Consider the following 16,458-nt stretch of genomic DNA (forward strand, 5'->3'; position numbering starts at 1 on the left):
AGCAGCGTTGCCTTAAACCATGCTCTTCAGTATTGATTTCTTCAGTCTATATTACTGTTAACGGTTAATATATAAGAAGATAAAGACTAAAGGAACATTGACTTCATTCGTACTATAACCTCGTTTGTAAAGCGTGGTGTTTCATAGTACTATGACGAAAAGGTAACGAATAAAGAAGGTGAGATGTATTATGCCGAACAGTACAAAGGAAATAAAAGTTGCGGCAACTTCGCAACAAGTATGGAGTTTTCTCATAGATGTAGACCAGTGGGCTCCACTGATCCCAGGCTATATTGAACATGAGAAGAGTAATGATCAGCAATTCAAATGGAAGTTCCGAGCAGATCTTGGTGTGATACAAAAGAATATTGTCATGCAAGTGGATATTACAGAACAAGCCGAACATTCAAAAGTAGCGTTTACTCTAGAAGGTCTGAATGAAAATCTAGAAGGGAACGGAAGCTTTCAAGTAGAAGATGCAATAGATGCAACAAGTCTCATAGGTTATCTGGATATTACAGGTAAAGGGATGATGGGATCTGTTATGAATTCCATGATGAAAACGTATGTACCGGAAACAGTAAATGCGTTGACCGACGCAATTAGTGAAAAAATTAGCCAGACAGAATAAAAAAATGTACACAGTTACGCTGTGTACATTTTTTATTGCTTTCACGAACTATATTTAATTGTACAAATATCTTCTACATCAATCTCTTCTACTTCTGGTTCTCCAAATGGCTGAAAGTGAACGGTACGTCTTTTTCGGTCGAACTGTAAGTAATAACCGTTATGCTGTATCCCTCTCGACTCCTTTAATGTTATCTCCACAGGTGCTCCCATGGGTAAATCGACAAGTATATGGACGATCTTTCTTTGGTCATAACAACGCGCTTTTCGTTTTGAAATATTGGGTGATTCGTAATCATTGTAAGGTCTGTACTTCCTGGATGACATATTTTTATGCACCTCCCTCTCTCTTTAGCGTATGTGAAAATTCGCCTGAGAACTGTGCCGCTTCATTGGATAGGAACAATAAGAAAGGATTTAATTCTGTGAAGTGAAATATTGCATTACAAAATAGGGAGTAGCTTATAAATGTGATTCTTTGTGTGATTGCCCTATCACGCTGGAAAGGATTACTGTATTCAGCCTACAAAACAAAATGATGCTATTCCATAACGAGTGCATGCCTTTTGTATTAGTCCATATGATATAATAAAAGCGGTATTTCATTCAGGTAAATTGGAGAATGGAAGAGGGGGAACCGTATGTACTGTCCAAAATGTGGTCATAAAAATACTGACGAAGCAAACTTTTGTGGGGGCTGTGGCAAGGCGATGCACGGGTCTAATAAAAATAAACCACTTCTTGCAATAGTCTTGGCTTTACTAATTGGTGGAGCTGGTTATGGCTATGCAACGGACTGGAGTTTTGAGTGGCCGAAAGAGACAGTAGCCTCCACTAAAGCAGAAGATAGTAGCGAAAGTGAAAAGGAATTACGAATAAAAAAAGCACCAACTGTTGTCAATGAAACAAAGAAACAAGCTAAAGATAAAACGCAATTGATCAAAGAATCGTTACCTAGTGTATTTACAATTGGGACAAATGACGGTTCGGGATCAGGATTTCTTTATAAAACTGGCGGCTATATTGTGACGAATGCACACGTAGTGGCGGGCTATACCGATGTAATTGTCAGAAATTCTGTAGGGAAAGATTTTGAAGGTAAAGTCATTGGAATTTCAGATCGTTATGATATCGCATTGATTAAGTCGGAAGCGAACAAACATGTCAAACCATTTGTGACGGAAACAAGAGAGACACCGATCGGTACAGAAGTTATTGCACTCGGAAGTCCAAAAGGTTTTGAGAATACGGCATCGATCGGTTATTTAACCGGGTTGAATCGTGATATGGAAATGGACTTCATTTATGAAAAAATCTATCAAATCGATGCGCAAATAGATCATGGAAGCAGTGGCGGACCTTTGCTTGATGCAACGACAGGCAAAGTCATCGGCATTAATTCGTTATTGTACAAAGACAATACCGTATTCGGATTTTCGATTCCGATGCACAGTATGCAAAAACAAGTAGATGGATGGATTAACGAACCAATGAGCAGTCAAGCGGTAGCGACATTGTTCAATGTTTACGAAGATTATGTGCCAGAGTCGTACTATGATTCTGATGATACATCTTGGGATTATGAGGATTACAATGGCTACGATGATTCAGAAGTGGATGAGGAATACGACTATGATGGTGATTATGAAGAAGAGCCTGAAGAATATGTAGATGGTATGGAAGTTGCAGATGAAAAGGTAGAGTCTTTCATCGATCAATTCAGAAACCAATACGAATATGCTGTCGATGAGGTGGATTACTCATATATCAATTCCTTTATCACATCCGGTAGTTCGGCTGAAAATGAGTTACTAGCTTTTCTAGACGATCTGTCAGGGAAAAATGAATACTACGAATTCATCGACACGACCGTAACGAATATTGTGTACAATGATCAGTCGATTGACGTATATACATTTGAGACGATGGATTTTACAAAAGAAGACGGAACGAATAAATTGTTGGAAAAACATAAGAAGTATACGATTGTTATAGATGAATATGGCAATTATCAAATCAAACAAATAGCAAATCAATAACAAGTTGTTGCCGTGTCAGTGAACTGGCGCTGCAACGACTTTTTTATGTTTACGTTTAGCACAGACAACGTAATCCAAGAAGTAGACATCTACATAGATATGATATACTTTCCCTATTAAAGGAGGCGATGTGTCATGGATCACAAAAATTCAGAGCGTTTTCTCATTGCATTTAATAGAATCGATAAGTCCTTGATGAAAATTACGGATATGCCAAGTCATTTATCATTCTCTAAGAAAATCGCCAAAGCGAAATCACAAAACGCATTGATTGCCCGTTATGAAGATGAACTACATGAATTCAGTAGTTTACGTAATGCGATTGTGCATAATCGTACAGGATTTGACTACGCTATAGCAGAGCCACATGATGAAATTGTGGAATTAATTGAAAGCATAGATAAAGGACTATCGCATCCTGTCACCGTCAAGGATCTGTTTTCGGGAAAAGTACATACCGTGCAGTCAGATGAATCACTGGCGACTGGTTTGCGTTTGATAAGAGAAAGGAAATTTAATCAGTTGCCCATTTATAAAAAAGGTCGATTCATGGGGTTGATTACTGCAAATGGTATCATGAATTGGCTTGCCGATCAGGAAACCGATTGCATTTCCCGGGAAATACCGACATTACTCGACGTATATAATCATGAAAAACGAAAGAAAACCTATCGCTTTGTCAAATGTACGATGTCGGCTTACGAAGCGGAAGGGTATTTCAGAAAATCCATTATGTCAGGGCAACGGCTAGAAGCATTGTTGATTACCGAGCAAGGTGGTAAAGATGAAAAATTATTGGGCATTATTACACCATTGGATTTATTGAAATTGGATGAATGACAAGTAGCAGAAAAGGTGGATATTATGGATAGTGAACAAAATAAATCATTATATGAACCGGCAATCCATTTCCAAAACGTCTCATTTGAAATAGCGGGAAATAAGATTCTTGAAAATATAACTGGATCATTCCCTACCGGTCAGATCACAGTGCTTGTCGGGCCTTCGGGTGCAGGGAAAACGACATTATTGAAAATGTGCAACGGTTTGCTAAGTCCTACGAGTGGAGATATTACGGTACAAGGCCGGGCCATTCATGATATGTCGCCGATTGATCTCCGACGAAAAGCAGGAATGGTGTTACAAAATTCGCCGATGATCGCAGGGAGTGTCTATGACAATTTGGCACTACCATTGCGGTTACAGGACAAGAAGTTGAGTAAAGAAAAAGCACTAGATATTTTAGATCAAGTCGGTCTTGAAGCAGAGTATCTAGAACGAGACAGCCAGAACTTATCAGGTGGCCAGCAGCAGAAAGTATCGATTGCCCGGACATTATTAAATGAGTCGAAGATTTTATTGATGGATGAAATTACGTCTTCGCTAGATCCATCTTCGTTGAATGAAGTAGAGGATTTGATTCGTGACTTGCATGAAAAGCATGAAATTACGGTCATCTGGATCACGCATAACTTGGAGCAGGCGAAGCGAATGGGGCAGTATGCATGGATCATGGTGGACGGGAAATTAGTGGATGCCGGTGAAATATCTGTACTTGATGATTCGGATATTCCATCAGTCAACCGTTTCTTGAAGGGGGAATTTACATGAGTACCACTGCCTTATTCCTGACACTGATATTTGTGTTGATTCCGCTCGTGCTATCAAAAACACTTGGATTACAACTGGAGAAAGATACAATTATCGCTACGATTCGCTCAACTGTACAATTAGTAGCGGTCGGGTTCGTATTGAAATTTGTCTTTGATTCTGAAAGTTATGTATTTATATTCTTAATGGTCGCCTTGATGATCGGCGCGGCAGTTCAAAATGCGCGTAAGAAGGGGACTCAAATCAAAGGAATCACGTGGAAGTTGATCGTGACTTTTGTGTTATTAGAAGTTTTGACGCAAGGGATTTTACTCGGATTCAAAATTGTCCCAGCGACTGCACAATATATTATTTCCATAACGGGCATGGTAGTTGGAAACTCGATGGTGCTTGCGATTTTATTCCTCAATCGTTTCGTATCGGAAGTAGAGACGCATCGCTCAGAAAGCGAACTCATTTTATCACTTGGTGGAACCCCAAAACAGGCGATACATAGGCAATTGATTCGCTCGATACAGGCAAGTATGATTCCAACTATTGAAAGTCAAAAGACGATTGGACTCGTACAGTTGCCTGGTATGATGAGTGGCCAAATCATTGCAGGCGCTGATCCTTTAGAGGCAGTGCAATTTCAGATTTTAATTGTGTTTCTTTTGCTGACAACTGCGGCATTAACTAGTGCATGTCTAGGATTACTCTCTTATCCATCCCTGTTCAATGAACGTATGCAGATGATTCAACAGGAAAATGAGCACTCGAAGTAATTACTTATCGAGTGCTTTAGATAGTGGATAAATGCCAATACTTTGTACAACGAGTGACAAGAACACTACAGCGAATCCCAATGAAACAAGTACATCTGCAGAGCTGTCTGCCGCATCAGCTAAGCTTAGTAATAAGAAAATAGACATCGTACCACGAATACCAGCCCATGATAGGAGCGAGGCTTTTTTGACGTCCAACAACTCTCGATAGCCTGAAAATAATTGCATCGTCCCCGCGATTACAATAAAGCGAGTACCAATTGAAACGAAGAAAATGGCAATCGCGAGCAACCAATAATCAAAAGTTAATAAATAGTCAGCGGCCACAATACCGATGGCTAAAAATAGTATCGCAAGCAAACCAGGTTCTGCCACCTCCCAAAATCCGTTCAATGACTCCCGATGCATTTCTTCTTCACTGGCACGTTCGAGCTCAGCAGATAGCATAATACCGGCAGCGACCGTCGCCAACACCCCTGAAAACCCGAAAGCTTCCGCTAAATGAAAGGCCCCATACGCAATAATAATACTCAGTAATACTTGACTCTCGCGTTGTGTGGATAGGTGAACCGCTTTACTAACTATCCAGCCAGCAACTACACCTGTTGCGATACCGCCAATCGATACAGATAGAAAATCCCCTAGAAATGGCCAGAATTCAAAGCTTTGCTGTTTGGTGAACATAGTCAATAGCACAGTAAAGAGAACGACGCTAGTTCCATCATTAATCATAGATTCACCGTCAAGAATATCCGCAACAGATGGATCATCTAGCGACTTTTCCAAAATGGATACGACAGAGACTGGATCAGTTGGTGTGAGAATAGAAGCGACGAGTAAAGCGCCAACCCATGTCATCTCTATACTTGCCCCCATCCAATAGGTAGCGAGTCCCAAAAGAATGGCAGTCACAAGTAACCCCGCCGTACTTAGCGTTCCGATGACTTTGACATGCTTTCTTAAGGATGAAGCCGAGTAATGGTAAGCTGATGCGAATAATAGCCCTGGCAAGAATATGTTATAGATGACTTCTTTGGAGATATTGATGCTGTCGAAATAAGGAATGAATGACAGTCCAAAGCCGATTGCGACCAGAAAGACGGGAAGTGGGAAGTTCTTTTGTTTTTTATCAATGGTCATGGCGATGTAGCCGATTGTTAACAAAATCAGTATTTGCACAGCGGTCATGCTGTTTCGCTCCTTTCTCTTGGTGTTTAGTTGTTGTTGTTATTCCCTTGGTTGGTGGTTTGGAAACTGGTTTTGGTATTGGGTAAGTAGGATACGATGTTGGGTAGTTGTTTTGCGACGGCTTACTCTTCTTTGTTATTTGCAGAGGTAGTGGTTTGACTAGCAGAGTAAGTGGGGCGGGCATTGGCCCCACTTCGGCGGTGGTGGATGGCTTCCGCAATGAGCCAGACAGGAAGTGCGCCTGGCTGTCTCATTGCTACGCCTACCACTGTCAGCCGCCTTCGTTTGATAGTGTGTAAGTCAGTTCAGGCACTTGTTTTGCAAGGATAGGAACTAGTACTACCCAGTGACTGGTTTTATCTCCTATAAACCACAAACAAACTTAGTAAATACTTAGTAGCGCAGGCACAACTGCGGGGTAGGCCGTGGCCATGAGACAGCTAGCAGCCTCACCGCTAGTTGGCTCCTGGCTGGAGGCAATCCCCCACGTGCCTGCGCGGCTCCAAAGCATGACCCTCACTACTTTCAATGGACAAGTCAATGTCGAGCAACGATCCAATCTATCTCCTAATGACTTTACTAAGACCGAAGTATTGTCCCACCCAGTCACTGGTTTTCATCTTCTATAAACCACAACCTAACTTGGTAAGTACTCAGTAGCGCAGGCACAACTGCGGGGTAGGCCGTGGCCATGAGACAGCTAGCAGCTCCACCGCTAGTTGGCTCCTGGCTGGAGGCAATCCCCCACGTGCCTGCGCGGCTCCAAAGCATGACCCTCGCTACCTTCAATGATCAAGTCAATGTCGAGCCACGACCCAATCCACCACTAGTCCAAACGATTCATTATCAATAATCTATTTGACAATGATTCTCATTATCGTTTATGATGTTTTTTAATGAGAAACATTCTCATTATATTCGAGGGGGAATGAAAAGAGATGAAGAAGTTAGCAAGCGTGTTGAGCATACTCATGTTTCTGTTTGTACTCAGCGCATGTGGAACAGAGGATGGGAAAGCTGAAGACAAAACAGCCGCATCAGCAGTCAAAGCTGAAGAAACAGAAAAAGTAGAAGAAACGACTGGCACAGCTATCGAAGTGACAGACATGATCGGCCAAACCTCAACATTCGATGAAGTGCCAAAATCTGTCGCCACGCTAAGCTCAGGCGACCTCGATATGCTACTCGCACTTGGAATAAAAGTGGACGGGCGTCCAACAGTACAAGGACCACCAAACAAAGACTTAGAAGGCATCGCTGAAATCGGAAACCCGCATCAGCCGAATTTTGAGAAAATTGCGGAAATAAATCCCGAAGTCATCATTGCGGCCCCAAGCTTCAAACAACACGAAGCGAACATGGAACGCCAAGGTACAAAAATTGTGTATACAGCCGCTAACTCTGTAGACGATATCAAAAAGACGATCGGACTCTTCGGACAGCTATTCGATAAAGAAACAGAAGCAAAAACAATTCAAGACGATATTACCGAACAAATTGAAAAGAGCTCAGCGGACAAAGCGGAAGCTGTGAAAACTTTACTAGTATACGGAGCACCAGGTACATACATGGTGGCACTACCTAATTCATTATCAGGAAATCTACTTGAACTAGCAGGTGGAGAAAACATTGCAAGCGATTTCCCGAATGAAGAAAAATATCCACAATACGCAAGTTTGAGCGTTGAGAAAATTATTGAACGCAATCCAGAAATGGTCATGTTGATTACTCACGGAGAACCTGAAGCAGTCAAAGCAGCATTCGAAGGTGAAATGTTGAAGAACCCAGCATGGAAAAATCTTGATGCAGTGAAAAAAGGTAATGTGATGGTCTTACCTTCACACTTGTTCGGTACAAACCCTGGAACAAAAGTAGTTGAAGCACTTGACGTGATGAAAGAAAGCTTAGGACAGGTTAAATAAGATGATTGCAGTAGGAGAGCAAACGCAGAAAGAACGTCATCCACTTGCGAGAAAACGTGTCATCGTTCTCGTGACGAGTGGAAGTCTACTGTTAATCGCAGCTATTTTAAGCTTGATGATCGGTCCAGTGTCGTTCTCCATGCAAGAAATTTGGAATGGGATTTTCGTGGCAAACGATACGATGGAGCGGCGAATTGTATGGGAACTTCGCTTTCCACGTGTACTAGTCGGCATGATTGTCGGAGTAAGTCTTGCGGTAGCCGGTGCTATTTTACAAGGCGTTATGCGTAATCCATTGGCTGATCCAGGAATTATCGGTGTCTCATCAGGTGCGGGACTTGCAGCGACAGTCATAATGATTATTTATCCGGCCTATATTATGTTTCTACCACTTGCTGCGTTTCTTGGAGCACTTGCAACGGCCATTGTGATCTATGCGTTGTCTTGGAGAGGTGGCGCATCGCCTTTACGAATTATTTTAGTCGGTGTCGCAATTAATGCAGTGATCGGCGCATGCATGAGTGCGTTAATGCTGCTTTACAGCGACCGCGTGCAAGCTGTATTGCCTTGGCTTGCTGGAGGAATTGCAGGCGTGGGGTGGGTGCAGTTTGAAATGATCATCTACTACGCGATTGCGGCATTTGTATTGGCCATTTTCTCAGTCAAGCATATTCGCATTTTGCGTCTAGGTGACGAAGTAGCCAAGCTGCTCGGACATAACGTGGAACGAAGTCGATTTTTTCTCATAGTCTTAAGCACTCTACTTGCGGGGATGGCGGTCAGTGTTTCGGGATTGATTGGTTTTGTTGGACTTGTTGTACCGCATATTATGCGCTCTATAGTAGGAGGCGACTATCGATTCTTGTTACCCGCTTCAGCACTTGGTGGTGGATTACTCGTCGTAGTAGCAGACACAATTGCCCGTACGTTATTCAATCCAATTGAATTGCCAGTAGGAATCTTACTCTCCTTCTTAGGTGGACCATTCTTCTTGTACTTAATTCAAAAACGGAGGGATTCATTTGCTGATAACTGAAGAACTTACGTATCGACATTCGGATTCATTCGAATTAACGAAGATAGATTTGCATATTAAACAAGGAGAAATCGTCAGTTTGCTAGGACCAAATGGTTCGGGCAAATCGACATTCCTGCGACTGATTTCACGATTGATCACGCCTGGCAGTGGAGAAGTTCTGCTAAATGGCGAACGATTGAAACGAATGAAATCCCAGGAAGTAGCACGGAATTTGGCTATGCTACCGCAAATGCAAGATCATCAACTTGATGTGACCGTAGGCGAGTTAGTGGAGTTCGGTCGTCATCCCCATCGCTCGGGATACGGCAAGTTAAGTTCAGAAGACCAAGAAATTATCGACTGGGCGATCGGCGTGACAAAGTTGGATAAATACAAAAATCGTATGTTGCAGTCATTATCAGGTGGAGAACGTCAGCGAGCTTGGATTGCGATGGCGATTGCGCAACGACCTAAAGTATTATTACTCGATGAACCGACGACGTATTTAGATATTTCGCATCAACTCGAAGTCATGGAATTGGTTACAGAATTAAATGAAACGTATGGAATGACGGTGATTATGGTTCTTCATGACATCAATCAGGCGGCTAGTTACAGTGACCGGCTCATCGTATTAAAAGATGGTAGTGTTCGTTTTGACGGCATTCCGCAGTGCGTATTGTGCAAAGATATGTTCCGTTCTATTTTCGAGATAGATGCGGAGATATTTATGAATAATGGGAAGTGCTTTTTCACGCCAAGTAAATTACGGAAGGATGATTGTTCTGAGAACCGAAGGAGAAAAGAAACAACCAATTGATCAAGCGTTAGTGCGTCAATACTTGATTGCAACCCACGGTGATTTTGAAGAAGTACAAAAGTTAATTGAGCAGGAGCCTGATTTAGTCCACGCTGTGATGAACTGGGGTGGAGACGACTGGGAAAGTGGTCTTGGAGCCGCAGCGCATACCGGTAATCGAAATATCGCGGAGTACTTATTAGAAAAAGGCGCGCGTATGGATATATTTGCAGCTGCCATGTTAGGAGAACTCGAGATCGTTAAATCGATGTTGAAATGGTATCCAAATGCGAGCGAATTAAAAGGGCCGCATGGCATTCCGTTACTGCGTCACGCAGCAGCAGGTGGAGAACAATCAGCATCAGTACTTGAATATTTACAGTCGATGAAAATGGAGGCAGTATAATGCAGAAAATGGTTGCAATTAATACGATTTATGTAGAAAAAGGTAAAGGGGAACAAATCACTGCTCGTTTCGCTAAAGCAAAGTCAGTTCATACGTTTGAAGGGTTCATTCGCATGGAAGTGTTGCTGAGTGAAGAAGGTGAAGAGCGTGATGAAGTAAAAGTATGTACAACATGGGAAGACCGCCAGTTTTTTGACAAGTGGTTACATAGCCGAGAGAATGCAAAAGCGCATGACGCAAAAGCACCGCAAGGACCGAGTTCAATCCTCGGTAATGAAGTAAAGACTTTTGATGTGAAAGTTCAACACTTGCCGATAGAAAAGGTAGAAAGTAAGTAAATCAAGACAGCGACAAGCATCAAGTTGTCGCTGGCCTTCCGATTGTGATCTATGGAGTGGAATGAAGTCTCCTCTTCATAGATGGCTTTCGGAAATCCGTCAGCACAAACGGTATATCACGGAAACGCTTGAAAGTGAACTGTCAAAGCTACTTATTGGAATGCAACGTGCCAAAGCCCACCATTGCTTTACCACGCTGCATCCCAAACGCAACCCTCCCTTACTTGCGGACATTCAATATATTCTAGCAGGGTTACTTTCAAGCCGTTTCATTTTGCTACTCTCTTTATGGAGAGTGGCTTTTTTTAATGATGAAATGTTAGTGAATGCTCAATGTAACGGGGTATCCGCTCTATGAGAAGCCTTGAGTGCTCTATGTGCTACTTTATCCGCTCTATGCGCTGCGCTAACAGCTCATAGTTACGTGATAAGCGCTCTAAAAGCTCATACAACCGCTCATAGCCTAAAGTCTCATAGTACAAAGTTTTCGGCAATCAACTAAAAACCCGCCACTTCGTAAGGAAGTGACGGGTTCGGGATGTAATTAAAACAATAAATGTGCAATACCTGCAATGATCGGTAGCGCAATGATTGTGCGCAACAAGAAAATGATCAGTAGGTCAAAAATATTCAACGGAATCTTCGTCCCTAAAATCAATCCGCCAACCTCTGACATATAAATCAGCTGAATAACGGAAATGGCTGCAATCGTAAAGAGGGTCATCTCAGATGTAATCACACCTTCTGCCAAAATGACAGGCAAGAACATATCCGCAAATCCAACTACCATCGTCTGTGCAGCTTCAGCAGCTTCAGGAATCTGTAAGAAGTTCAGGATATATTCGAATGGCTTTCCTAAAATACGGAATACACTCGTATACTCAGCCATCACTAATGCGATCGTACCGAATGCCATAACGACCGGTGCCACACCGAACCACATGTCGAGCACGTTTTGCATACCAGCACGAACCGTCTTCACGATAGAGCGTTGTTTCGAAGCGGTATCGAGTGCTCTGGCAAGACCTAGTGAAAACACGCTTGTCCCAGCAGGTAACTTCTCATCCTCAGTAGAATATTCACGATCATCAATATACGTATTCTTAATCGAACGTAGTGGATAAATTCTTGGCATGATTAAAGCAAGAATCAGTCCCGTGAATAGAACGGTTGCGTAAAACGGTAGGAAGTAGTTTCCGAGACCGACTTTATCGATGATGACTAATGTAAACGTAATCGAAACAACTGAGAACGTAGTTGAAATAACAGCAGCTTCACGCTGTGTATAGTGACCTTCTTCGTACTGTTTACTGGTCAATAATACGCCGATGGTTCCGTCGCCGATCCATGAAGCGAGAGCATCAATGGAAGAACGACCCGGTAATTTGAATAATGGTCGCATTATCTTCACCATCAAAGTTCCAAAGAATTCAAGCAATCCGAAGTTTAGTAATAAAGGAAGTAACAGTCCTGCAAAGAAGAAGATACTAAACAGGAATGAAACAAGGCCATCACGAGCAAGTAGTAATCCACCTGTATCCGCGCTCCAAATCGCTTCAGGTCCTATTTTGAAGACGACCATAATGGCAAAGATCGCCCCAACAATACGAGTGATTGTCCAAAACGGTGTAACCTTGAATAGATTTGTAAAGAATGAAGGCCGATTCGGATCTTTCTGAACGAATAAATAAAGAACAGATCCCACTGCAGAAGCAATGATCAAGTACATCATAAGTTGTGGAATAATAGGTTCCAATGCGCCGGACATAACATCCGCCAATTTGGCTATAGGTACTTTCCAGCCCGCTGCGAACGGTAGTGGAATCATAAATAACATGACCCCGAGTATAGAAGGAATTAAGAATACGAACCATGTACTAACAGTATATTTTTTCAAGATATTTCTCTCCTAGTGTATAATCTAGTTGATGTATATTTATTCATTATACTGTTTAACAAGTCGTTGTAAACACTTTAAGGTAAAGTGTAACTTTTCAGTCAGTAAAGAGTCTATATTGAAATAGCTTGGACAAAAGTCTATGATCGGATAAAAGAAATGGAAACGAGGAATACGCATGATTACGGTAATTGGTAGCGCGAATATGGATGTCATTGCACAAGCGGACAAGTTTCCGTTACAAGGAGAAACGGTGAGAGGAAAAGGTTTTCAAACAGCACCTGGTGGCAAGGGGGCAAATCAAGCTGTTGCATGTGCACGACTTGGGCAGCAAGTTCAGCTGATCGGCACGACAGGTACGGATTCATTTGCAGAAATGATTGTAGACAATTTGCAAGAACAAGGTGTGGATACTTCCTATATTAAGAAAGTAGAAGGTCCTTCTGGCGTTGCTGTTATTTTATTGACGGAAGGGGATAATCGAATCATTTCCATACCCGGAGCCAATCACGCGCTGACGCCCGAACGAATTGAAGAGTTAAAACCTGTTATTCGTGCCAGCGACTTTGTGATGATGCAACTTGAACTGCCAACAGATACTGTGTGGTATGTCTTGAAGCTGTGTAAGGAATTGCAGGTTCCCGTTATGATGGACCCTGCGCCTTCAAGTAGCTTTCAATTGGAATACATGTCCTATGTTCGCTACCTGACGCCGAATGAAACAGAGTGTGCGCAACTCTTTGGTACTTCTATAGAAGAAACTGTGACAAACTATCCGAATCAACTCCTCGTAACATTAGGAAAAGATGGGGTTTGCTATCATGATGGTGAGCGAGTTATCTCTGTGCCTGGTGTTCCTGCAAAGGTAGTGGATACAACAGGGGCAGGTGATACATTTAACGGTGCGCTTGCCAATCGGATAGTACAAGGAAGCGATTTACAATCTGCCATTCAGTTCGCCAATGTCGCGGCTTCGTTATCTGTAGGAAAATTCGGTGCACAAGGTGGTATGCCGACTACTCAAGAAGTGTTATCGGGAATAGAAAGTCTAACGAATGAAAGAGGCTAGAAATCCTATTATATCAGGGCTGAATGGCACTCTTCTGTCACCATTGCCAGGCTTTACTAAAAATCTAACCGTTGCCCCTTTAAATCTCTGAACAAAAGGCGTATGCTATGGCAATAGAAAAGATTTCAAGGAAGAAATGGAGGTAGATGTTGGTGGTTTTTGGAGAAAACATCAAGGTCCGTAAACGCATCTTGCAGTTGATTGATGGCTTAACAGATGAGGAATTTAACGGAACACCATCACATGGCGGCTGGTCACCCAAACAGATTGTAGAACATTTAGCATTAATGGAATGTCGAGTTGCTACAAACATCGCCCAAGAATTGAAAAATCCTGTGAGTTTACGTGTGTTCAAAAAACCGATTAGTGTATCGGCAAGCCCTTTAGTGAAAGCATACTTCATGGAATACACGCAACCGACAGATACACATCTCTCTATTCCAGAGATTAAAGAGAAGTTGCATGAATCCAGAAACTATTTGCTGGATATCTATGAGTCGGCTACTATTACAGAACTTCGCTGTAAGTCGATCAAGCATCCGATTTTCGGTAACGTTCCGTTAATTCAATGGTTCCGATTCGTCGGATTCCACGAAAAACGTCATCTACGACAATTGAAGCGGGCAGTGGAGCAAGTGAAATTGTCTCCGACCGAGCTCGTTTCATCGTCTAAATAATAAATGAAAGAACTTGTTGCCTCCTTAGGTACAAGTTCTTTTCTCATTTGGCTTAGAATCAGCTATACTTTAGCTAACTATGAAGGGGGAGATAGAATGAATCGATACCGTTTTGATACACCTGAAAAGCTGCGTGCATTACTTTGTGAACTAGTAAGCTGGGATAGCCGTACATTGACGGAAGGAGAGCGCTTTTTTTCCTGGAAATTGCAAAATAAATTAAGTGAACTAGAATACTTCACTCAGTATCCTGATAACATTACACTTCACGATGCAGGTCTCGGACGGCAAGTGGTACATGCCTTGTATGAACATGCTGACGCAACAGACACTATCGTTTTGATCAGTCATTTCGATACTGTACAAACAGACGAATATGGAGCACTTGAACCACTAGCATTCTATCCCGAAGAACTAACAAAGAAGCTATTGGAAGACAAAGATACGTTGCCTGAAGCAGCGCGTATTGATTTGGAATCAGGAAATTATTTATTTGGTAGAGGTACGATGGATATGAAAATGGGCTTGGCATTACATATGCAGTTGATTGAGCGAGCAAGTCTAGAGCAGTGGCCGATAAATTTATTGCTATGTACAGTTCCAGATGAAGAAGTGAATTCGGCTGGAATGCGGGCTGCTGTAAAGGAACTGGTGCGTCTACAAGAACAAGAAGGTCGCCACTATAAATTATTCTTAAACGGAGAGCCTTCATTTTCACAAGGACCTGCGGATACGAAAGAATATATTTATTCAGGAACAATTGGAAAAATCATGCCGTCCGCTTTGTTCTATGGCAAAGAAACGCATGTTGGCGAACCGTTAAAAGGTATTACCGCCGATTATATGGCATCGTTTTTAACGCACAGGATGGAATGGAATCCACTATTCCGTGAAGTGCATCAGGAGGAGTCCACCCCACTTCCTGTCACACTGCATCAAAAGGATTTAAAGATCCAATACTCTACACAAACTCCACAGCGGGCGGCTGCACTATACAATGTATTCTTGTTCAAGCAGACAGCTGCAGAAATCATGAATTTATTCGAACAAGTAGCGAATGAAGCGATGGAGCAATGCAATGAACAGTATAAAGCGATATGTGATCGTGAGTCCGCTGAGCCATTGGGGGACATTCGTGTATTACGTTTTGAAGAGTTATTAAAGTACGCTGAAGGTAAATTAGGAAAGAATGAAGTACGCAGATTGAAACAAGAAGTGTTATTGCAGGAAGAATGGGATGACCGCGAACAATGTATTCGCATTGTAGATACGTTGATGATGGAGTGCCAAGAGCTTGGACCAGCAACCGTGCTGTTCTATGCGCCGCCTTATTATCCTGCAGTTAACTCGTCGGACGATCCGCTTGTCATCGAGTCTATCGAGTTTCTGCAAGAACGTGCGAAGGTGTTTGATCTGACGCTCGATCAGGTGCATTACTTTAATGGGATTTGTGATTTGAGTTATGTGCATTACAAGGATGAGGAGAATCATTGGATGGCGTTTGCGGACAATACGCCGGTCTATGGTGATACGTATTCGATTCCGTTTGAGGACATGCGGAAGCTAACTGCTCCTGTGTTGAATGTCGGGCCGTTTGGTAAGGATGCGCATCAGAAGACGGAGCGTTTGCATATTAATAGTGCGTTCAAGGAGATGCCGGTGTTATTGGAGCAGTTGGTGAAGAGGCTGGCTGGTATGGATCAACAGTCGAAGTCTAGATGATATTTTGAGGGTTGGGGGGGCGTTGCTCGTCATTGACTTGTCCATTGAATGTAGTGAGGGTCATGCTTTGGACTCGCGCAGGCACGTGGGGGATTGCCTCCAGCCATGAGCCAACTAGCGGTGGAGCTGCTAGCTGTCTCCTGGCCACGGCCTACCCCGCAGTTGTGCCTGCGCTACTGAGTGGTTACCAAGTTTGGTTGTGGTTTATAGGAGATAAAACCAGTAACTGGGTAGTACTAGTTCCTATCCTAGCAAAAGAAGAATCCGATCTGTCCTACCCCCCAATCTAACGAAGGCGGCTGCACGTGGTAGGCGTAGTAATGAGACAGCCAGGCGCACTTCCTGTCTGGCTCATTGCGGAAGCCATCCACCACCGCC

20 protein-coding genes are annotated in these 16,458 nt (G+C 42.7%); 14 read left to right on the forward strand and 6 right to left on the reverse strand.

The window, feature by feature from the left end:
- Positions 1–190 precede the first annotated feature (190 nt).
- The gene (locus CSV76_RS07185) at positions 191–631 is read left to right on the forward strand and encodes an SRPBCC family protein (RefSeq protein ID WP_099625112.1); all 441 of its coding nucleotides are present in this window, start codon (positions 191–193) and stop codon (positions 629–631) included.
- A gap of 41 nt (positions 632–672) precedes the next feature.
- Here the strand turns inward: CSV76_RS07185 and CSV76_RS07190 are convergent, their stop codons facing one another.
- Positions 673–957, reverse strand: coding sequence for a hypothetical protein (locus CSV76_RS07190; protein ID WP_085428275.1), 285 nt, complete (start codon positions 955–957; stop codon positions 673–675).
- Between the two features lie 314 nt (positions 958–1,271).
- On the opposite strand from CSV76_RS07190, the gene CSV76_RS07195 reads away from it, so the two are divergent.
- The 4 genes from CSV76_RS07195 (at position 1,272) to CSV76_RS07210 (ending at position 5,044) form a co-directional block, all read left to right on the forward strand.
- Positions 1,272–2,669 (forward strand): trypsin-like peptidase domain-containing protein, encoded by a 1,398-nt coding sequence (locus tag CSV76_RS07195; RefSeq protein WP_143560355.1) that lies wholly within the window; start codon positions 1,272–1,274, stop codon positions 2,667–2,669.
- A gap of 135 nt (positions 2,670–2,804) precedes the next feature.
- On the forward strand, positions 2,805–3,509 hold the full coding sequence (locus tag CSV76_RS07200; protein WP_085428277.1) for a CBS domain-containing protein: 705 nt from the start codon (positions 2,805–2,807) through the stop codon (positions 3,507–3,509).
- A gap of 24 nt (positions 3,510–3,533) precedes the next feature.
- Positions 3,534–4,280 (forward strand): ABC transporter ATP-binding protein, encoded by a 747-nt coding sequence (locus tag CSV76_RS07205; protein ID WP_099625113.1) that lies wholly within the window; start codon positions 3,534–3,536, stop codon positions 4,278–4,280.
- The gene (locus CSV76_RS07210) at positions 4,277–5,044 is read left to right on the forward strand and encodes an ABC transporter permease (RefSeq protein WP_099625114.1); all 768 of its coding nucleotides are present in this window, start codon (positions 4,277–4,279) and stop codon (positions 5,042–5,044) included. Before CSV76_RS07205 ends, CSV76_RS07210 begins: the two co-directional genes overlap by 4 nt.
- Here the strand turns inward: CSV76_RS07210 and CSV76_RS07215 are convergent, their stop codons facing one another.
- From CSV76_RS07215 to CSV76_RS17235, 4 genes are all read right to left on the reverse strand, one after another.
- Positions 5,045–6,232, reverse strand: a complete 1,188-nt coding sequence (locus tag CSV76_RS07215; protein WP_099625115.1) for a cation:proton antiporter — start codon at positions 6,230–6,232, stop codon at positions 5,045–5,047.
- Positions 6,233–6,354: 122 nt separating this feature from the next.
- The gene (locus tag CSV76_RS17225; RefSeq protein WP_158232753.1) at positions 6,355–6,501 is read right to left on the reverse strand and encodes a hypothetical protein; all 147 of its coding nucleotides are present in this window, start codon (positions 6,499–6,501) and stop codon (positions 6,355–6,357) included.
- Between the two features lie 113 nt (positions 6,502–6,614).
- The gene (locus CSV76_RS17230; RefSeq protein ID WP_158232754.1) at positions 6,615–6,842 is read right to left on the reverse strand and encodes a hypothetical protein; all 228 of its coding nucleotides are present in this window, start codon (positions 6,840–6,842) and stop codon (positions 6,615–6,617) included.
- Entirely contained in the window at positions 6,839–7,003 is a 165-nt protein-coding gene (locus CSV76_RS17235) for a hypothetical protein (protein ID WP_158232755.1), read from the reverse strand. The genes CSV76_RS17230 and CSV76_RS17235 overlap by 4 nt, the downstream gene beginning before the upstream one ends.
- Positions 7,004–7,170: 167 nt before the next feature.
- On the opposite strand from CSV76_RS17235, the gene CSV76_RS07220 reads away from it, so the two are divergent.
- From CSV76_RS07220 to CSV76_RS07240, 5 genes are read left to right on the forward strand one after another with little or no spacing between them, the layout of a single operon-like run.
- Positions 7,171–8,154: an ABC transporter substrate-binding protein gene (locus CSV76_RS07220; protein WP_085428281.1), complete on the forward strand. Its 984-nt coding sequence runs from the start codon at positions 7,171–7,173 to the stop codon at positions 8,152–8,154.
- A gap of 4 nt (positions 8,155–8,158) precedes the next feature.
- Complete coding sequence (locus tag CSV76_RS07225) at positions 8,159–9,190, forward strand: FecCD family ABC transporter permease (RefSeq protein WP_369823304.1); 1,032 nt, start codon at positions 8,159–8,161, stop codon at positions 9,188–9,190.
- Entirely contained in the window at positions 9,177–9,992 is an 816-nt protein-coding gene (locus CSV76_RS07230; RefSeq protein WP_085428283.1) for an ABC transporter ATP-binding protein, read from the forward strand. The genes CSV76_RS07225 and CSV76_RS07230 overlap by 14 nt, the downstream gene beginning before the upstream one ends.
- Positions 9,949–10,377: an ankyrin repeat domain-containing protein gene (locus CSV76_RS07235; RefSeq protein WP_085428284.1), complete on the forward strand. Its 429-nt coding sequence runs from the start codon at positions 9,949–9,951 to the stop codon at positions 10,375–10,377. The genes CSV76_RS07230 and CSV76_RS07235 overlap by 44 nt, the downstream gene beginning before the upstream one ends.
- Complete coding sequence (locus CSV76_RS07240) at positions 10,377–10,715, forward strand: antibiotic biosynthesis monooxygenase (RefSeq protein ID WP_085428285.1); 339 nt, start codon at positions 10,377–10,379, stop codon at positions 10,713–10,715. Before CSV76_RS07235 ends, CSV76_RS07240 begins: the two co-directional genes overlap by 1 nt.
- 544 nt (positions 10,716–11,259) lie before the next feature.
- On the opposite strand, the gene CSV76_RS07245 is transcribed toward CSV76_RS07240, so the two are convergent.
- Positions 11,260–12,612 (reverse strand): YjiH family protein, encoded by a 1,353-nt coding sequence (locus tag CSV76_RS07245; protein ID WP_085428286.1) that lies wholly within the window; start codon positions 12,610–12,612, stop codon positions 11,260–11,262.
- Between the two features lie 178 nt (positions 12,613–12,790).
- On the opposite strand from CSV76_RS07245, the gene rbsK reads away from it, so the two are divergent.
- From rbsK to CSV76_RS17240, 4 genes are all read left to right on the forward strand, one after another.
- Positions 12,791–13,681: a ribokinase gene (gene rbsK / locus CSV76_RS07250; protein ID WP_085428287.1), complete on the forward strand. Its 891-nt coding sequence runs from the start codon at positions 12,791–12,793 to the stop codon at positions 13,679–13,681.
- A gap of 146 nt (positions 13,682–13,827) precedes the next feature.
- Complete coding sequence (locus CSV76_RS07255; RefSeq protein WP_085428288.1) at positions 13,828–14,358, forward strand: DinB family protein; 531 nt, start codon at positions 13,828–13,830, stop codon at positions 14,356–14,358.
- A 96-nt stretch (positions 14,359–14,454) separates the two neighbouring features.
- Positions 14,455–16,080 (forward strand): M20/M25/M40 family metallo-hydrolase, encoded by a 1,626-nt coding sequence (locus CSV76_RS07260; RefSeq protein ID WP_099625117.1) that lies wholly within the window; start codon positions 14,455–14,457, stop codon positions 16,078–16,080.
- A gap of 44 nt (positions 16,081–16,124) precedes the next feature.
- A complete protein-coding gene (locus CSV76_RS17240) occupies positions 16,125–16,370 on the forward strand; it encodes a hypothetical protein (RefSeq protein WP_158232756.1) in 246 nt (81 codons plus the stop codon).
- Positions 16,371–16,458 lie beyond the last annotated feature (88 nt).

Source organism: Sporosarcina sp. P17b (genome assembly GCF_002743115.1).
In the GTDB taxonomy this organism is placed as follows: domain Bacteria; phylum Bacillota; class Bacilli; order Bacillales_A; family Planococcaceae; genus Sporosarcina; species Sporosarcina ureae_C.